Origin of the sequence: Candidatus Nitrosacidococcus sp. I8 (genome assembly GCF_945836005.1) — a bacterium.
GTDB lineage: Bacteria > Pseudomonadota > Gammaproteobacteria > Nitrosococcales > Nitrosococcaceae > Nitrosacidococcus.
Genome location: NZ_OX241534.1, coordinates 146,380 through 162,909, shown reverse-complemented (window position 1 = coordinate 162,909; position 16,530 = coordinate 146,380). Strand labels below are relative to the sequence as shown.

At 37.3% G+C, this 16,530-nt stretch carries 18 protein-coding genes and 1 tRNA gene; 13 read left to right on the top strand and 6 right to left on the bottom strand.

Going from position 1 to position 16,530, the window contains the following annotated elements; all coding sequences use genetic code 11:
- The first annotated feature begins 12 nt into the window (after nt 1-12).
- The 9 genes from OOL07_RS00875 (at nt 13) to OOL07_RS00835 (ending at nt 6,042) form a co-directional block, all read left to right on the top strand.
- Nucleotides 13-939 carry an ABC transporter ATP-binding protein gene (locus OOL07_RS00875; RefSeq protein ID WP_264694258.1) on the top strand — a complete coding sequence of 309 codons (927 nt, stop codon included), beginning with the start codon at nt 13-15 and terminating at the stop codon, nt 937-939.
- The gene (locus OOL07_RS00870; protein ID WP_264694256.1) at nt 936-1,712 is read left to right on the top strand and encodes an ABC transporter permease; all 777 of its coding nucleotides are present in this window, start codon (nt 936-938) and stop codon (nt 1,710-1,712) included. The genes OOL07_RS00875 and OOL07_RS00870 overlap by 4 nt, the downstream gene beginning before the upstream one ends.
- Before the next feature lie 34 nt (nt 1,713-1,746).
- On the top strand, nt 1,747-2,538 hold the full coding sequence (locus OOL07_RS00865; protein ID WP_264694254.1) for an undecaprenyl-diphosphate phosphatase: 792 nt from the start codon (nt 1,747-1,749) through the stop codon (nt 2,536-2,538).
- Between the two features lie 96 nt (nt 2,539-2,634).
- On the top strand, nt 2,635-3,063 hold the full coding sequence (gene rplM / locus OOL07_RS00860; protein ID WP_264694251.1) for a 50S ribosomal protein L13: 429 nt from the start codon (nt 2,635-2,637) through the stop codon (nt 3,061-3,063).
- Nucleotides 3,064-3,083: 20 nt separating this feature from the next.
- Nucleotides 3,084-3,473 carry a 30S ribosomal protein S9 gene (gene rpsI, locus OOL07_RS00855; RefSeq protein WP_413774096.1) on the top strand — a complete coding sequence of 130 codons (390 nt, stop codon included), beginning with the start codon at nt 3,084-3,086 and terminating at the stop codon, nt 3,471-3,473.
- Nucleotides 3,474-3,487: 14 nt separating this feature from the next.
- Nucleotides 3,488-3,561 (top strand) — tRNA-Gln (locus OOL07_RS00850).
- A gap of 283 nt (nt 3,562-3,844) precedes the next feature.
- Nucleotides 3,845-4,057, top strand: a complete 213-nt coding sequence (locus tag OOL07_RS00845) for a cold-shock protein (RefSeq protein ID WP_264694249.1) — start codon at nt 3,845-3,847, stop codon at nt 4,055-4,057.
- A gap of 90 nt (nt 4,058-4,147) precedes the next feature.
- Nucleotides 4,148-4,420 carry an RNA recognition motif domain-containing protein gene (locus OOL07_RS00840; protein ID WP_264694247.1) on the top strand — a complete coding sequence of 91 codons (273 nt, stop codon included), beginning with the start codon at nt 4,148-4,150 and terminating at the stop codon, nt 4,418-4,420.
- Between the two features lie 95 nt (nt 4,421-4,515).
- Complete coding sequence (locus OOL07_RS00835) at nt 4,516-6,042, top strand: DEAD/DEAH box helicase (protein WP_264694245.1); 1,527 nt, start codon at nt 4,516-4,518, stop codon at nt 6,040-6,042.
- Nucleotides 6,043-6,100: 58 nt separating this feature from the next.
- Here the strand turns inward: OOL07_RS00835 and OOL07_RS00830 are convergent, their stop codons facing one another.
- Nucleotides 6,101-7,084, bottom strand: a complete 984-nt coding sequence (locus OOL07_RS00830) for a multicopper oxidase domain-containing protein (protein ID WP_264694242.1) — start codon at nt 7,082-7,084, stop codon at nt 6,101-6,103.
- Between the two features lie 202 nt (nt 7,085-7,286).
- On the opposite strand from OOL07_RS00830, the gene hldE reads away from it, so the two are divergent.
- From hldE to waaA, 3 genes are read left to right on the top strand one after another with little or no spacing between them, the layout of a single operon-like run.
- Complete coding sequence (gene hldE, locus OOL07_RS00825) at nt 7,287-8,720, top strand: bifunctional D-glycero-beta-D-manno-heptose-7-phosphate kinase/D-glycero-beta-D-manno-heptose 1-phosphate adenylyltransferase HldE (RefSeq protein ID WP_264694240.1); 1,434 nt, start codon at nt 7,287-7,289, stop codon at nt 8,718-8,720.
- A 12-nt stretch (nt 8,721-8,732) separates the two neighbouring features.
- Nucleotides 8,733-9,689 carry an ADP-glyceromanno-heptose 6-epimerase gene (gene rfaD, locus OOL07_RS00820; protein WP_264694238.1) on the top strand — a complete coding sequence of 319 codons (957 nt, stop codon included), beginning with the start codon at nt 8,733-8,735 and terminating at the stop codon, nt 9,687-9,689.
- A gap of 6 nt (nt 9,690-9,695) precedes the next feature.
- The gene (waaA, locus tag OOL07_RS00815; protein WP_264694236.1) at nt 9,696-10,979 is read left to right on the top strand and encodes a lipid IV(A) 3-deoxy-D-manno-octulosonic acid transferase; all 1,284 of its coding nucleotides are present in this window, start codon (nt 9,696-9,698) and stop codon (nt 10,977-10,979) included.
- Here waaA and OOL07_RS00810 read toward each other — a convergent pair.
- The 3 genes from OOL07_RS00810 to OOL07_RS00800 all read right to left on the bottom strand — a co-directional run bounded on the left by OOL07_RS00810 (nt 10,976) and on the right by OOL07_RS00800 (nt 13,398).
- A complete protein-coding gene (locus OOL07_RS00810; RefSeq protein ID WP_264694234.1) occupies nt 10,976-12,307 on the bottom strand; it encodes a TolC family outer membrane protein in 1,332 nt (443 codons plus the stop codon). The two genes, waaA and OOL07_RS00810, sit on opposite strands and share 4 nt — an antisense overlap.
- Nucleotides 12,308-12,401: 94 nt before the next feature.
- Entirely contained in the window at nt 12,402-13,040 is a 639-nt protein-coding gene (locus OOL07_RS00805; protein ID WP_264694232.1) for a protein-L-isoaspartate O-methyltransferase family protein, read from the bottom strand.
- 103 nt (nt 13,041-13,143) lie between these two features.
- Nucleotides 13,144-13,398, bottom strand: a complete 255-nt coding sequence (locus tag OOL07_RS00800; protein ID WP_413774095.1) for a sulfurtransferase TusA family protein — start codon at nt 13,396-13,398, stop codon at nt 13,144-13,146.
- Between the two features lie 145 nt (nt 13,399-13,543).
- Here OOL07_RS00800 and OOL07_RS00795 point away from each other — a divergent pair, with 145 nt between their 5' ends.
- Nucleotides 13,544-15,049 carry a beta-barrel assembly-enhancing protease gene (locus OOL07_RS00795; RefSeq protein ID WP_264694230.1) on the top strand — a complete coding sequence of 502 codons (1,506 nt, stop codon included), beginning with the start codon at nt 13,544-13,546 and terminating at the stop codon, nt 15,047-15,049.
- Here OOL07_RS00795 and lpxD read toward each other — a convergent pair whose 3' ends face one another.
- Together lpxD and hemJ are read right to left on the bottom strand one after the other, a co-directional pair.
- Complete coding sequence (gene lpxD / locus OOL07_RS00790) at nt 15,050-16,090, bottom strand: UDP-3-O-(3-hydroxymyristoyl)glucosamine N-acyltransferase (RefSeq protein ID WP_264694228.1); 1,041 nt, start codon at nt 16,088-16,090, stop codon at nt 15,050-15,052.
- An 8-nt stretch (nt 16,091-16,098) separates the two neighbouring features.
- Nucleotides 16,099-16,518: a protoporphyrinogen oxidase HemJ gene (gene hemJ, locus OOL07_RS00785; protein WP_264694226.1), complete on the bottom strand. Its 420-nt coding sequence runs from the start codon at nt 16,516-16,518 to the stop codon at nt 16,099-16,101.
- Nucleotides 16,519-16,530: the final 12 nt, after the last annotated feature.

The following is a 16,530-nucleotide window of genomic DNA, read 5'->3' as shown; positions in this document are numbered from 1 at the left end:
TACTAGATCCAAATGGATGCACTGGTTATAGAGAATTTACAAAAAGTCTATCGTAATCAATTTACCGCACTTAGAGGCATTAACCTTAGGGTAGCTCAAGGGGATTTTTTTGCTCTACTTGGCCCTAATGGGGCTGGAAAATCCACTACCATTGGGATTTTAAGCTCTTTAGTCACTAAAAGTGCAGGGAAAATTTCTGTATTTGGGATGGACTTAGATGAACAACCCGAGGAAGTGAAAAGTATGATTGGTCTCGTTCCTCAAGAGTTTAACTGTAACGGCTTTGAGCGGATTTCTAATATTTTAGCCACCCAAGCAGGTTACTATGGGATTAAAGCAAAAACTGCTCGAATTAACGCCGAGCAACGATTAAAGCAATTAGGATTATGGGAAAAACGCAATGAGTATTCCCGTAATTTATCTGGGGGAATGAAGCGACGCTTGATGATTGCTAGAGCCTTAGTCCATAACCCTAAGCTATTGATTTTAGATGAACCTACCGCTGGAGTGGATATTGAGCTACGCCGATCCATGTGGCAGTTTCTTCGAGAAACCAATCATGCGGGTACTACCATTATTTTAACAACTCACTATCTTGAAGAAGCGGAACAGTTATGTCGCAATATTGCCATTATTGATCATGGCACTATTGTGGAAAATAGCTCTATGCGGGTTTTATTAGAAAAACTTCACCAAGAAACTTTGGTGCTTTATTTAAAGCAGGGGATGAGTACTGTTCCTGTTATTTCTGGTTATACTCTCCATTCAGTGGATGATACCACTTTAGAAGTAGAGATAAAGAAGGGAGATAGTCTCAATCATTTATTTACTGGCTTATCTCAGGCAGGAATTCAAGTGTTACGAGTTAAAAATAAAACTAACCGTTTAGAGGAGCTTTTTGTTAATTTAATTAGTAAGGGTAATGCTACTGCTCAATGAGTAAGTTAAAGCGATATTATATTACTTTTCACACCCTAGCAGGTCGAGAAATTCGCCGCTTTATTCGAATTTGGATTCAAACCCTACTCCCCCCTGCAGTCACCATGACTTTATATTTTGTTATTTTCGGAGGACTAATTGGCGGGCAGATTGGACCGATGGAAGGGTTTAGCTATATGGAATATATTGCTCCCGGATTAGTGATGATGGCCATTATTAATCACTCCTATATGAATGTAGTTTCTTCTTTATTTAGTGCAAAATTTCAGCACTATATAGAAGAATTAATTGTTTCCCCTACCCCTAATAGTATTATTTTACTGGGTTATGTGACCGGTGGGGTAGTACGAGGATTAATGGCAGGAATCATTGTTTTTTTCATTGCTAACCTTTTTACCCATATTAAAATAGAGCATTTACTGCTGACTTGTATGGTAGCAGTTTTGACTGCTGGAGTATTTTCTCTAGGTGGTTTTATTAACGCAGTTTTTGCTAAGGACTTTGATGGGATTTCTATTGTCCCTAATTTTATTCTTACCCCTCTCACCTATCTTGGCGGCGTATTCTATTCAATTAAATTGATGCCTGAATTTGGGCAGACAGCTTCTCTATTTAATCCTATTTTTTATATGGTCAATGGATTTCGCTATGGCATGCTTGGATCTTCTGATGTGAATATCCAAGTTGCTTTTACCATTATTATCATTTTCTTAATTGTACTCAGTATTGTTGCTCTCTATTTATTAAATAAGGGTATAGGAATAAGAACATAACACTCATTATAAAAATATAAAAGGTATTATTTTTATGGAATTTACCCACACTTTAGCGCTTGCCATTTTACAAGGATTAACCGAATTTCTTCCTATTTCTAGTTCTGCTCATCTTGTCTTGCTGCCTAAGCTTTTCGGTTGGCAAGATCAAGGAGTAGCTTTTGATGTGGTTTTACATCTAGGGACATTATCTGCCGTCATTTTTTATTTTCGATCTGAATTATCGAAAATGACCAAGGATTGGTTTAAATCCTTAGTTTCTTTTAAGTTAGTCGGAGAAAGCCGGCTTGCTTGGGCTGTTTTATTTGGTACTGTTCCAGTAGGATTAGTAGGGCTTATGGTTCATGATGTTGTAGATAATGTTCGATCTGCTACCATTCTTGCTTGGAGTACTATTATTTTTGGCTTACTTTTAGGTTATGCCGATATTGAAGGTAACCGAACTCGAGATGAGCATAGTCTTACGTGGAAAGATGTGGTAATTATTGGGCTTGCTCAGGCAGTAGCACTCATTCCGGGTACTTCTCGCTCAGGTATTACAATGACCGCAGGTCTTATGTTAGGGCTTACTCGAGAAGGGGCTGCACGGTTTTCTTTTTTACTTTCTATCCCTGTGATTATTTTAGCAGGCAGCTTAGAAGGATTTGGACTACTCCGTCATCCTGAAGCAGTAGATTGGAGCGCACTAGTTTTAGGTACCTTAATATCTGCCTTAGTAGGTTATTTGTGTATCCACTTTTTTCTAAAAGCCTTACAATATGTAGGTATGGTTCCTTTTATGATATACCGCCTAATATTAGGTGGTATTATACTTTGGCTATTGTAAGTTTAACCCTAAGATACTTAGGGTTACCTTGACAAGACCAATGTTAATCCATATAGTTTTTGATTTTAATTTAGATAGTTGCGGGAGCAATAACGAATGAAGACCTTTAGTGCCAAGCCTAAAGAAGTACGGCGCGATTGGTATCTAGTAGATGCAGATGGGAAAACACTTGGGCGCCTAGCCAGTGAAATTGCCCGCCGTTTACGAGGAAAACATAAAGCGATTTATACTCCTCATGTAGATACCGGAGATTACATTGTTGTAATTAATGCAGAAAAAATACGTACAACAGGTAGAAAATTAGAACAAAAACGCTATTATTGGCATAGCGAATATCCAGGTGGGATTAAATTTCGTACCTTAGCACAACTTTTAGATCGTACGCCAGAGAGGGTAATAGAAACCGCAGTGAGGGGGATGCTACCTAAAAATCCTCTAGGTCGTGCTATGTTTCGTAAGCTAAAAGTTTATGGTAACGCAGATCATCCTCATACTGCACAACAACCCCAGCCTTTAAACATTTAACTAGGTTATAAGCATTAATTATGTCAGAAAAATATTATGCTACGGGTCGTCGTAAAACATCTACTGCCCGTGTTTATTTAAGCAAAGGCAGCGGGAATATTATCATTAACCGCCGTAGTATAGATGAGTACTTTGGTAGAAAAACATCACGAATGGTTGTCCGCCAACCCTTAGAACTTGCTACTTTAAGTGAAGAATTAGATGTGCAAGTTTTCGTTCGAGGAGGAGGTAATAGCGGTCAAGCAGGTGCTATCCGTCATGGTATTGCTCGTGCACTTGTAAATTACAATGAAACCCTAAAACCCTCTTTACGTAAAGCAGGATTTATTACTCGAGATGCACGAGCTGTTGAGCGTAAAAAAGTTGGGCTTCATAAAGCAAGAAAAGCTCCACAATACTCGAAGCGTTAATAGCGTTTCAGTTTTGGGGGATCGTCTAGTGGTAGGACAGTGGACTCTGACTCCACGAACCTAGGTTCGAATCCTAGTCCCCCAGCCAAGGGATAAATTTAAATAGAAATAACTCTATTTATTTCATAGAGATACTGCTGTCTCTTAAAAGATTTAGAATTAATTTTCTATTATTTATAAATAACCCCTTGTAATTATTTATTTAGTTTTCTATGATACGCAAGAGTACTAAGGGTGGCGTTTTCGCATTAGCGTAGTAGTTTTTATTCCTTCCAAACTTATTTGCTCTCGCTTATTCGCTTCCAAACGCTTGGTAATTTCATGGTATTATCCATGTAACTATTAGTTATATTTATTTTTGAGAGTTTTTTATGTCAGAACAACAGACAGGAACCGTAAAGTGGTTCAATGATTCAAAAGGTTATGGTTTTATACAGCGAGAAGGCGGAGATGATTTATTTGTTCATTACCGTTCCATTTCAGGTAACGGTCATAGGACATTAAAAGAAGGACAGCATGTTAGTTTTGTTGAGGTTCAAGGGCAAAAAGGTCCTCAAGCTGACAATGTAGTTGTAATTCAATAACTCATAGTGCTTGAAATCTAGGGAGAGGATAAATATCATATTTATCCTCTCCAAATCCTTTCTTTTGCTTTAAATTTTTAGAGATGCTTAATGATCAAACTTTTTATACGTGGATTACCTTCAAATACAACTGAAGAAACTCTTACTGAATTGTTCTCAGGCTTTGGCACAGTGCGTGCTTTAACTTTGCATAAAGATCTGTTCACCGGTCAAGCACGAGGTACCGCCTTAATTGATATGGAAGGTCATGAGGGGCGTGCGGCTATTGCAGGCTTAAATGGATCTCAGATTCAAGGATCTACTCTCTATGTAAGCCAAACTAAGGAAGATAAACGGCGCTTAAGAGGCGGTAGACGACGCTAGCTATATATTCTTTAATTTGGCCTGTTTTTTTTCTAACCAAAATAATACTACCTTGTTTTTAGGGTAGTTGTCCTATTTAGGATATTTGTAACAATATGTCATCTCAAGTAGATTCTACTACTTCTTTCGAGTTTTTTTCCATTAACGGACTCATTCTTCAAGCACTGAAAGAATTAAAGTATCAAAATCCAACTTTAATTCAAGTCCAAGCAATTCCCTCTTTCTTAAAAGGCTACGATTTAGTAGGTCAAGCACAGACAGGTACTGGAAAAACTGCAGCATTTGCCATTCCTATTTTAAATCAAATAAATTTACAGCAACAAGATACGCAAGCATTAATTTTAACGCCTACCCGTGAGTTAGCCATTCAAGTTACAGAGGCTTTTCGTAGTTATGCAAAATACTTAACAGGGTTTAGTACTTTTCCTATTTATGGTGGACAGCCTATGGGGAAGCAATTACAACAACTTAAGCATGGCATACAGGTTGTAGTTGGTACCCCAGGAAGGGTAATGGATCATTTACGACGTAAAAGTTTGCGGTTAGATCAGCTTACTACAGTTGTACTTGATGAAGCTGATGAAATGCTGAAGATGGGGTTTATTGAGGATATAGAGTGGATTTTACAGCAGATTCCTCATAAATGCCAAACTGCACTCTTCTCAGCAACGATGCCTCGCTCTATTCGTAATATAGCAAATAAATATCTAAATAATCCTCAAGATATTAAAATTAACCAAGAAGTTAAAACACTTCCAGAAATAACTCAACGTTATTGGCTGGCCTCTAAATTACCTAAATTAGATGCTTTATCTAGAATTTTAGAAATGGAGGGAAATAGTGCAGCCATTATTTTTGTACGTACTAAAGCAGCTACAGAAGAAGTAGCAAAATATTTACAGCAACATGGCTATAGTGCAGCAGCACTCCATGGGGATATGTCTCAAGCTTTAAGGGAGAAAGTGGTAGCTCAGCTTAAAGATAGCACATTAAATATTGTAGTTGCCACTGATGTGGCTGCTCGTGGGCTTGATGTAGAGCGGATAGGTCATGTAATCAATTATGATACTCCCTATGATACAGAAACATATATCCATCGCATTGGACGCACTGGTCGTGCAGGTAGAACTGGAATAGCTACTCTTTTTGTTACTTCTCGTGAACAGAGAGTATTAAATAATATTCAAAAAGTAACTAAACACCCAATTCATAGGATTAATCTACCTAGTGCCCAGCAGATTCAAGAGCAGCGGGTTAAACAATTTAAGGAAAAAATCACAGAAACATTAAAAAAAGAAGAAGTATCTGATTTCCGAAACTTAGTACAACAGTGGATCCAGCAGGAAGGGTTTTCAGCACTTGATATTGCTGCAGCACTTACTCTGTCTATACAGGGAAACCGTCCTTTAATAGATAAATCAATAACAGAAGTTCAAGATACTCCATCTAAAAAGAGAAAAACTACAGAAGCTAATATTAATGGTAGATCACAAAAAGACCAACTGAGAGAAAAGAACAAGCCGTATCAAAAAGCAAGAAAAAAGCATAAAGTTTATTCTTCAACCTCTTTCAAACGAAAGAAATCTTTAGTTACTCCTGATCTATCAACAGCAAATAGCTAAGAAATCAATACTCCATAACACTGCGGATTTAACAGTTGAATCCGCAGTGTTGTTTAAGTTAAGGTGATATTTGATAAGTGGTAACCATGCCGGCATCCATGTGATCTGCAACGTGGCAATGGTATTGCCATTCTCCGATATTATCAGCTTTCATATCAGCCGTAATCATAGAAGCAGGTAATAGTTCCAGAACATCTCCACGTTGCGCTGGAGGAGATCCTATTAACACAGTCTTACCATGCCAATGTGGTGTATGAAGATCGTTCTCATTACCCATACCAAGCACATGCCAACGTACTTGTTCCCCATTTTTTGCAATCAGACCTTTTAAATTACCAAAAATATAGCCATTAATACTGTGCATTAATCCTGCTTCATCACCTGATAGTTTATTAAAGATAAAAAAAGCAGTAATAAATTCACGGTCTACGTCTTTAGGACTGCCATCAGGGTTAGCCATACCTTGGCGTGTAACAATAATAGGTCCTAAGAGGCCTGAGTTTATATCGCTACTTGATTCCACGTGGGAATGATACCACCATACTTTAGAGGAAGGATCGCCTTTTGAAGGTCCACTTGTTTGATCTGCAGACCAAGTGTAATCAAAGCATTGCCCTGAATGAACCTCAGCGCCAGATCCCGGAGATGTAGACGAGTTTACTCCATAGTAGAGTGCTCCTTCATTATCTTTAGTATATCGTAGCCCATGTGGATGCATACTATAGGCACTACCCAATGTTGTATGATTACAAAAATGAACCTTAATGCTATCCCCCACTTCAGCACGAATAATAGGTCCTAAAATACCCAACCATTGGGGTTGAGATTTAGGTTTAGTAAAAGATCCATCTGTGTACTCAATATAGCGTACGGCGGGGAAAACATGATTATATGGCTTTGGTATAGCACAAGGAGCAGGCTGATCCATACAGTGAACAAGGTTCTGACCACTAGGGGCAAAATCCCAATTAGTGTCTTCTGCTGCAATATAATATTCTCGTGTTACACCAGCACTATCTGAATAGTCACTACTGCTAGCCAATGATGGTAATAATAGAAATAAAATTAAGAATATCTGATTAAATTCCTTCACTATAGTAATATCTCAGTAAGTTAATTTTTATTAAAATGATAATAATTCGTGTTTATATTAACAATATAATATCAAAAATTAAATACCTAATAACCTCGAAATCTATATTCCTTCGTTAGGGTATTTTAGATAAAATTAAACATTTCATTATATGTCTTACAGCTTACCTAATTTCACCTCTGCTCGAATATTAGTGATTGGTGATGTCATCCTAGACCGCTACTGGCACGGCACCACTGATCGTATTTCCCCTGAGGCCCCTGTCCCTATTGTCCATATTAAAAATCAAGAAGATCGGGCTGGAGGAGCAGGAAATGTAGCAATTAATACCGCTACCTTAGGGGCATCCACTACCTTGTTAGGGCTTATAGGAACTGACCAAGAATCTAGTTCATTAAAAAGTTTACTTATGCAACAAGGGGTTTGTTGCTATTTAGAATCTCTATCTGATAGACCCACAATTACTAAGCTACGCATTGTTAGCCATCACCAGCAGTTAATACGTTTAGATTTTGAGGAAAATTTTGATCACTGTCATGAAGGATTGATTCTCGCTCAGTACCGAACGATTTTACAAAGTACTCCTCCTAATATCATTATATTTTCTGATTATGGTAAAAAAACCATCACTCATCCTAATAAATTGATTTCCTTAGCGCATAATTTCAAGATACCTATTTCGGTTGATCCTAAGGGTAAAAATTTTTCTATCTACTATGGTGCAAATATAATTACTCCTAATTTGCCTGAATTTGAAGCTATTGTTGGGTCATGTGCTACTAATGAAGTATTAGTTGAAAGAGGCGAGCGGCTAAGAGAAGAATTAGGATTAGAAGCATTACTTATCACTCGGGGGGAGCAAGGAATGACTTTGATACAAAAAAATACTGCTCCTTTTCATTTACCTACTCAAGCAAGGGAAGTATTTGATGTGACTGGTGCTGGAGATACAGTAATTTCAATCTTAGCCGCTAGTTTAGCTGCTGGATGTAATTATCAAGAAGCTACTCGCCTTGCTAATATAGCTGCAGGTCTTGTAGTAGGTAAATTAGGAACAGCAAGTGTTACATCCCATGAACTTCAAGGGGCTCTTCAAGCATCAGTAAATACTGATTGTGGTGTCTTTACTCAAGATGAGTTATATCGATTGGTCCAAGACGCAAAAAATAGGGGGGAGAGAATTGTCATGACTAATGGCTGTTTTGATATTCTACACCCTGGTCATGTACATTACTTAGCACAAGCAAAAAAATTAGGAGATCGGCTGGTTGTTGCGGTAAATGATAATAATTCAGTTAAGCGGCTTAAAGGCGAATCAAGGCCCGTGAATACTCTTATGTCACGAATGACTATGATTTCAGCTCTTCGAGATGTAGATTGGGTTGTTCCTTTTTCGGAAGATACACCTGCTGCTCTGATTGCCCAGCTTTGCCCAGATATTCTAGTTAAAGGAGGAGATTATACCCCAGATCAAGTAGCTGGTGCTGATATCGTCCTTGCCTATGGAGGAAAGGTTGTTATTCTAGATTATTTAGAAGGTTATTCTACTACCCAAATGATTAATACGATTTCCAAAAAGAATTAAAAGATTAATTTTATGATTATTGTAACAGGTGGGGCAGGATTTATTGGTAGTAACATCGTTTATGCACTCAACCAGCAAGGTTATAGAGATATTTTAGTAGTAGATAACCTGACTCGAGGAGAAAAATTTACTAACTTGGTTGATTGTGAGATCGCTGATTATTGGGATAAGCATCAATTTTTAGAAGCTATTTTAGCTAAAAAAAATCATTTTTCTTCTATAGAAGCTATTATCCATCAAGGGGCTTGTAGTGATACTACCGAGTGGAATGGGCAGTATATGATGGAAAATAACTTCCAGTACTCAAAAATACTATTACATCACTGCATGGAATACAAAATTCCTTTTCTGTACGCATCAAGTGCTGCTATTTATGGTAGTGGTACTTTATTTTATGAAGCTCGAGAATACGAATATCCTTGTAATGTATATGGTTATTCTAAATTCTTATTCGATCAGTATGTAAGACAGCACTACTTTCCAACTCCACCTGCTCAAATTGTAGGATTTCGTTATTTTAACGTGTATGGTCCTCGAGAGTCTCACAAAGAATCTATGGCGAGTGTTGCCTATCATGCTTATAGGCAGTTAAAGGATTCAGGGCGTATTAAACTTTTTGAAGGGTATGCTGGTTATGATCATGGGATGCAGCAGCGGGATTTTGTTTATATTGATGATGTGGCTGCAGTTAATCTGTGGTTTTTAGAAAACCCTCATCTTTCAGGAATTTTCAATGTAGGTACAGGAAAAGCACAAACTTTTAATGAATTAGCTCAAGCAGTTATTGACTATTATCAGCAAGGAGAGATTGAATATATTCCTTTTCCTAACCATCTTCGGGGACATTATCAAAGTTTTACTCAGGCAGACATAAGTAACCTTAAAAAATCAGGTTATACCGCTCCTTTTGCTTCAGTACAAGAAGGGGTGTTCCAGTATATGCAATGGTTAGATCATCAGAATAATTAACTTATTTTGCAAGTTCTGTATAACCTACTATTTTACTTAGCTACACCTTTTATCCTGCTTCGCTTACTATGGCGAAGTTATCGAGCACCTGCCTATCTTCGCCGATGGTCAGAAAGATTTGGTTTTATTCCTCTTCTCCCTAAAAAACCAGTTATCTTAATTCATAGTGTATCTGTAGGGGAAGTTCATGCAAGCTTACCTTTAATTAGAAGGTTACTTGATCGCTATCCAGATCATGTACTGTTAATCACTACGATGACTCCTACCGGATCGGATCAGGTAAAAAAATATTTTGACTCTTGTAATCGTGTCATTCATTACTATCTTCCATATGATTTACCTGATTGTGTTTCCCGATTTTTAAAGCGATCTCAGCCTAAATTAGCAATTATTTTTGAAACAGAGCTTTGGCCTAATTTATTGAGTCAATGCAAGTATCGAAATATTCCAGTAATCTTAGCAAACGCTCGTCTCTCTAAACGCTCTGCTCGTAGATATGCTTATTTAAGTTTGTTAGCTCAAAAAATGCTTTCAGTACTTACTTATATTGCCGCTCAAAGTACTACTGATTCAAGACGCTTTATTACATTAGGTGCTGACCCTAATAAGGTAAGTGTAATGGGTAATTTAAAATTTGAGATTGATTTTCCTTCCGATCTGGAAAGTAAAGGGTACCAACTAAGGCAGAGATGGGGAGGAATACAACGCCCTATTTGGATTGCTGCTAGCACTCACCAAGGAGAAGAAAAACAGGTTTTAGAAGGTTTTAAACAGGTGCAAGAATTTTTTCCGAAAGCTTTATTAGTTCTAGTACCTCGCCATCCAGAGCGTTTTCATAAGGTATATCAATTATGCAAACATGAAGGATTTACTATACAACGCCGTAGTCAATCATTAGATTGTACTCTAGAAACTAACATCTTTCTTGGAGATAGCATGGGAGAGCTACCTCTATTTTTTGCAGCGGCAGATATTGTATTTTTAGGCGGTAGCTTGGTGCCTATAGGCGGTCATAATCCTCTAGAAGCGGCTGCATTAGGGAAAGGGATTATTTTAGGACCCTATACATTTAATTTCGCAAATATTAGTAAACGGCTATTAAAGGTAGATGCAGCAATACAAATTAGCAGCCCGCAAAGCCTTACCCAAACAGTACTTTTCTATTTCAATAATCCAGATAAATTAATTAGGGCAGGTCAAAAAGGAAAAGAATTCGTGATTCAAAATCAAGGTGCTTCTGAAAAATTATTAACCTTGGTTGAATCTTGTCTCAATAGGATTGAAGTTTAATGCAACCAGCTATTCATCATAGTTAAGTCCTCAAGAGTTACAATACCAGCTCCTTGTTTCAGGACAAGGGTATTGACTAAATAATCGTAGCGAGCTTTAGCATAATCTCGAAGAGCACTATATAAATTACTGCGAATAACAAGTAGATCTACTGCAGTTTGCGTACCTACTTTATAACCTTCTTCTGTAGATTCCAATGAGCTTTGGTTAGAAATAATTGCTTGTTTAAGTGCTTTTACTTGGCTGATCTGGGAGGTAACATCTAAATAAGCTTGGCGCGTTTGTAAATAGACTTGTCTTCGAGTGCTTTCCAGCTGTTGCATCGCCTGCTCCAGTTGGTGCTGTGATTGGCGAGTTTTAGACATCACCATCCCTCCTTGGAAGATAGGTAAATTAAATTGCAATCCGATTACATCTTGGCGTGTGCTAAATCCACCGAAACGACCACCCCCTGTGATAATTGATCCGTCAGATCCTACAATATCTAAAGTAGGATAATGGCCTGATTTTTGTAGCTCTATTCCTTGGCGTGCATTGGCTACCGCTGCTTCCGATGCATCAATGAGTGGATTTTGTTGCAAAGCAGTGGCAGACCATTTATCAATATCTATAGGGTCTGGATAAATCAATGGTGTTTCTTTCTGCAACCCATTAAGTTCCGGAATATATTGACCCACTACCTGTCGCAATTGCTCTTTGGCTACAGCCAACGTTTTTTGTGCATCAATTTCCTGAAATACAGCCAAGTCATAGGCCGCTTCAGCTGCATTCGCATCTACAATAGTAGCTAGTCCTACTTTAAACCGCTCTTTGGCCTGTTCCAATTGCTCGCCAATAGACTTTTTGTTCATTGTAGCAAACTCTAAATCTGACTGAGCCCCAAGGATACCAAAATAAAACTGTGCCACTTGCACTAAAAGTATTTGTTCTTGGTTCACTAGATTCGCTTCAGCTTGAGCGATGGTGGCATCGGCTTGTTTTAGCTGAATAAAGCTATCTCGATGATAAATAGGTTGGCTTAGATTTAATGTGTAGCCAAAACTATCAAAATTACCCCGAAACCCAGGTACAATGTTCTTACTTACTAAGCTAATGTCTTGATTTGTCCAATTATAGTTAGAGCTTAACCCAATAGTTGGGAAGAAAAGTGCTTTTGCTTGAGGTTTTGCTTCCAATGCTGCTTGCAGGGCAGCAACTTGATTTTGTAAATCTGGATTAGTTTGCCGAGCAAGTTGATATGCCTCCAAAAGATCTGTCCCTTGTGCAGGCAACAACAAGAAAAAACTAAATAGTAGCCCTAAAAAAAATTGATAAATGATAACTGGCATAACCCTAGATGGGAGGGTAAAATTAGAATTTAAATTATACATACATGAATGTATGTTATAGTAGAATATAATACCTGTCTAGTTTTTAAAAAAACTAAAAATCAAAATTTGACTTAATAGTACTGTTAATCAAAAATGGTAGTGAAGTTTCAAATAACTCTTCATAGGACCACTTTTCAACTTCAATACGAGTAATCAGAGTTGCTTTCATTGCAGCACCTTGACCTAATATGGCAAATAAACGCCCATTAATATGTAATGCTTGCAAAAAAGATTTAGGTAAAGTAGCTAGGGCACCGGAAATAATAATGGCATTAAAACCACCCTCTTGAATCCAACCACCTGCTATATCTTTAGTTTGTAACGATATATTACTGGGGTAATTTTCACCTAGTCGTTGTAAATTTGGGTAAATATCAACACTAGTTACTGAATTAACAAGACCTGATAGTACCACTGTAAGATAGCCTGTGCCAGTACCCACTTCCAAAACAGAATCAGTTTTTTGTAAGTTTAAACTTTGTAGTAAACGACCTTCAAAATTAGGAGAAAGCATAATTTGCCCATGCCCAATAGGGATCTGGGTATCGGCATAAGCTAAATTCTTGAATACGGGAGGCACGAAATTTTCTCTAGGAACTTCAAGAAGCCGGTCTAATATACTTTGCTCAAATACATCCCAAGTACGTACTTGCTGTTGTACCATATTTAAACGAGCTTGCTCTAAATTCATTTTAATCTCACTTATACAGTATTTATAAATTTTATTGGATTAAAGAGTAAGGATTTTTATTGGAGGATGCAATACCTTCGAATTGTTAAGGCAAATTATGATATCAAATTTGCATAGTCCTTGTGCCTTTGCGAATAAAAAAATGGTATTTACTCTCTTTTTCAAAGAATTTCAAAAGATCATTTTTTGTAATGCGGGAAAAGGCTTGGATATCTTTTAAAGAGTCTGGATCAGTAGCTATTGCGTATAAAACTTGCCCTTCCTCTAAGGTAGCTAATGTTTTACGAATACGCAGCAAAGGTAAGGGGCATGCCAAACCAGTAGCATCGATTGCTATATCATAATTAATAATAGACATTGATTTTAAATAAAAAGTACTTATATCTAATGATTAGAGAAAAACCATTATTTTTTAAATAAATATTTATAGAAATAACCTACATAAAACAAAAGCTGATTTAAACTGAATAATAGAGAATAAGTATTTTACTCTCAAAAAAATTGTGTATTTAAGCCTCTCTATCATAATTAAGCAAAGAAAAAATTTATTAACCCTTATAGGAAGTATCACCTTTCTTATTGGGTTAAGAGTAAATGCTGATGAAATTAAATTGCCTGAAATGGGCGATCACTCTGCCGTTACCCTTTCTCCAGAACAAGAGCGCCGTATTGGTCAGCAGTTTATGCAACAATTACGCGGTGCGGTACCTATTGTTGACGATCCAGAACTTACTACTTATATCCAATCTCTAGGCTATAAATTAGTAGCTCAAAGTGATAACGGCGGGCAGAATTTCACCTTTTTCATTATTAAAAATCCTACTATTAATGCTTTTGCAGCCCCTGGTGGCTATATTGGAATTCATTCCGAGCTGATTTTAAATACTCAAACTGAAGGAGAATTGGCTGCAGTGATGGCACACGAAATTGCCCATATTACTCAACATCATTTAGCTCGATCCTTTGAACACAGCAGTCGCTTAAGTCTACCTATGACTGCTGCTATATTAGCGGCTATTATAGCAGGAGCTGCCAGTGGAAATCCTGATGCCGCTATGGCTGGATTAATTGCTGCCCAAGCAGGATCTACCCAATCTCAGATTAATACCACTCGAGCTAATGAGAAAGAGGCGGATCGAATAGGAATGCAAACCCTCAGTAAATCCGGCTATGATCCCTTTGCGATGCCTTCTTTTTTTGAACGATTACAACAAGCAAGTAGATATTATGGGCTTGAACCTCCAGAAATTCTAAGTAGTCACCCAGTGACAAGAAACCGAATTGCTGATGCTGTCGGCAGAGCTGAAAAGTTAGTTACAAATAATACTCGCCAGCTTTTAGTGAAAAATGAAAATGATCTTAAATTTTATTTAATGCGTGCAAGGCTTCAAGTACTCTCTAGTGAAGATGATAGCGAAACGGTTAAATATTTTAATCAATCATTAAAAACAGGGCACTATTTAAATAAAGAAGCTACTCAATATGGATATGCTTTAGCGTTGGATAATGCTGGAAATAGAAATGAGGCGAAAAGACAAATTTTAGCTTTACTAGAACGGGATAAAGATAATCTTACCTATCAACTCGCCTTTGCGGAAATAGAGGAGTCAATAGGTCAGCTTAAAACAGCATTTGATATTTATAAGAAAGCACTAGATTTATATCCAAGTGATTACACGATAGTGATTAATTATACTCAAGCACTGCTTAGAAATAATCAACCTCATATTGCTAGGGATTTGCTTAGGGCACAGATGGAATTAGGTCAAAAGAATGGTTGGACTTATTTATTACTGGCTAGAGCCGAAGAAAATATAGGTAATCAAGCCGAATCCCATCGCTGGATGGCTGAATATTATTACGACTATGGTCAGATTGGTATGGCAATCAGCCAGTTAAAATTAGCGAGTAAATCTATAGGAAATGATTTTCATGAACACTCTAAAATTGATGCTCGCTTGCGAGAATTAGAAGCAGAAGTAAAGATAAATAAAAATAGTGATTTATAGCTATTTATTAGCTTTTTCAAGCTTATTGAGCCGAGTTTCTAGTTCAGCAATTTTTTTCTTTAATACCGAGATACGATTCATTTCCGCTAAAGCTCGGCGGTTTTTTGCAATAGGTTGAGCAGGACTACCTGTTACCACCATATTGGGCGGAATACTCTTAGCAACACCTGATTGAGCAGTGACTATGGCACCATCCCCTATTTTAATATGACCCACTAAACCTACTTGCCCTGCTAAAGTTACCCAATTTCCAACTTTACTACTACCAGAAATACCCACTTGGCTTACAATAACACTATGCTCACCAATTTCTACGTTATGAGCAATTTGAACAAGATTATCAATTTTGCTTCCTAGACCAATCCTTGTTGCTCCTAACATTCCTCGATCAATGGTAGTATTACATTGAATCTCTACATCATCAGCAATTTCAACCCAACCTATTTGAGGTACCTTAAAATAACCTTGCGGTGGGTCAGGCGCAAATCCAAATCCATCACCACCAATCACTGACCCAGGATGAAAAATGACTCGGTTTCCAACAATGACTCGTTCAAGTAAAGTGACCCGAGGATGAAGAATACAGAGATCCCCAAGAGTTGTATTTTTACCTACATAGCAAAATGGGAACAATATAGTATTTGTACCAATCTTAACATTATCTTCAATAACGCAATAAGCCCCAATACTGCAGTTTTCTGCAACCTCTACATTATTACCAATAATTGCAGTTGGGTGAATATTAGGATCAGGAAAAATAAAGGTGTTGAACCATTTATTGATAACCCTTGCAAAATCTCGGTACGGGTTAGGAGAAAAAATTACAGTGCAGTTAATAAACTGATCTTTATTTTTAGAGCTGATAATAAAGGCAGTCGCTTTTGATTGTTTTATCTGATTAGCATACCGGTGATGAGTATAAAAGCTTAAATCCCCACTTTGTGCTTTATCTAATGAGGCTACCCCAGAAATAACTGCAGTTTTATCCCCTAGGATTTCACAGCCTAAAAATTGAGCAATTTCTATTAATTGAACTTCCATATTATTTTTTAAAATGGCTTCACAGCCACTAAAACCACTACCCCAATTAAAATAAGTACGGGAAATTCATTAAACCAGCGATAAAAAATATGGCTATATCGATTTCGATTCTCACGAAAAGTAACTAATAATTTTCCACAATACCAGTGATAGTTTATTAAAACTAACACTAAAGCAAGTTTAGCGTGGAGCCATCCTGCAGTTAGCCACGTTGGGGTAAGATAAATAAGCCATAACCCAAATACAATAGCTAACACCCCGCTAGGAGTCATGATTCCTCGGTATAGTTTACGCTCCATCACTTTAAACCGCTCTTGCCCCAACTCATCTTCACATTGAGCATGGTAAACAAATAAGCGAGGCAAATAAAATAATCCAGCAAACCAAGCTACTACGAAAATAATATGAAACGCTTTTACCCAGAGCATGCTATGTACAAT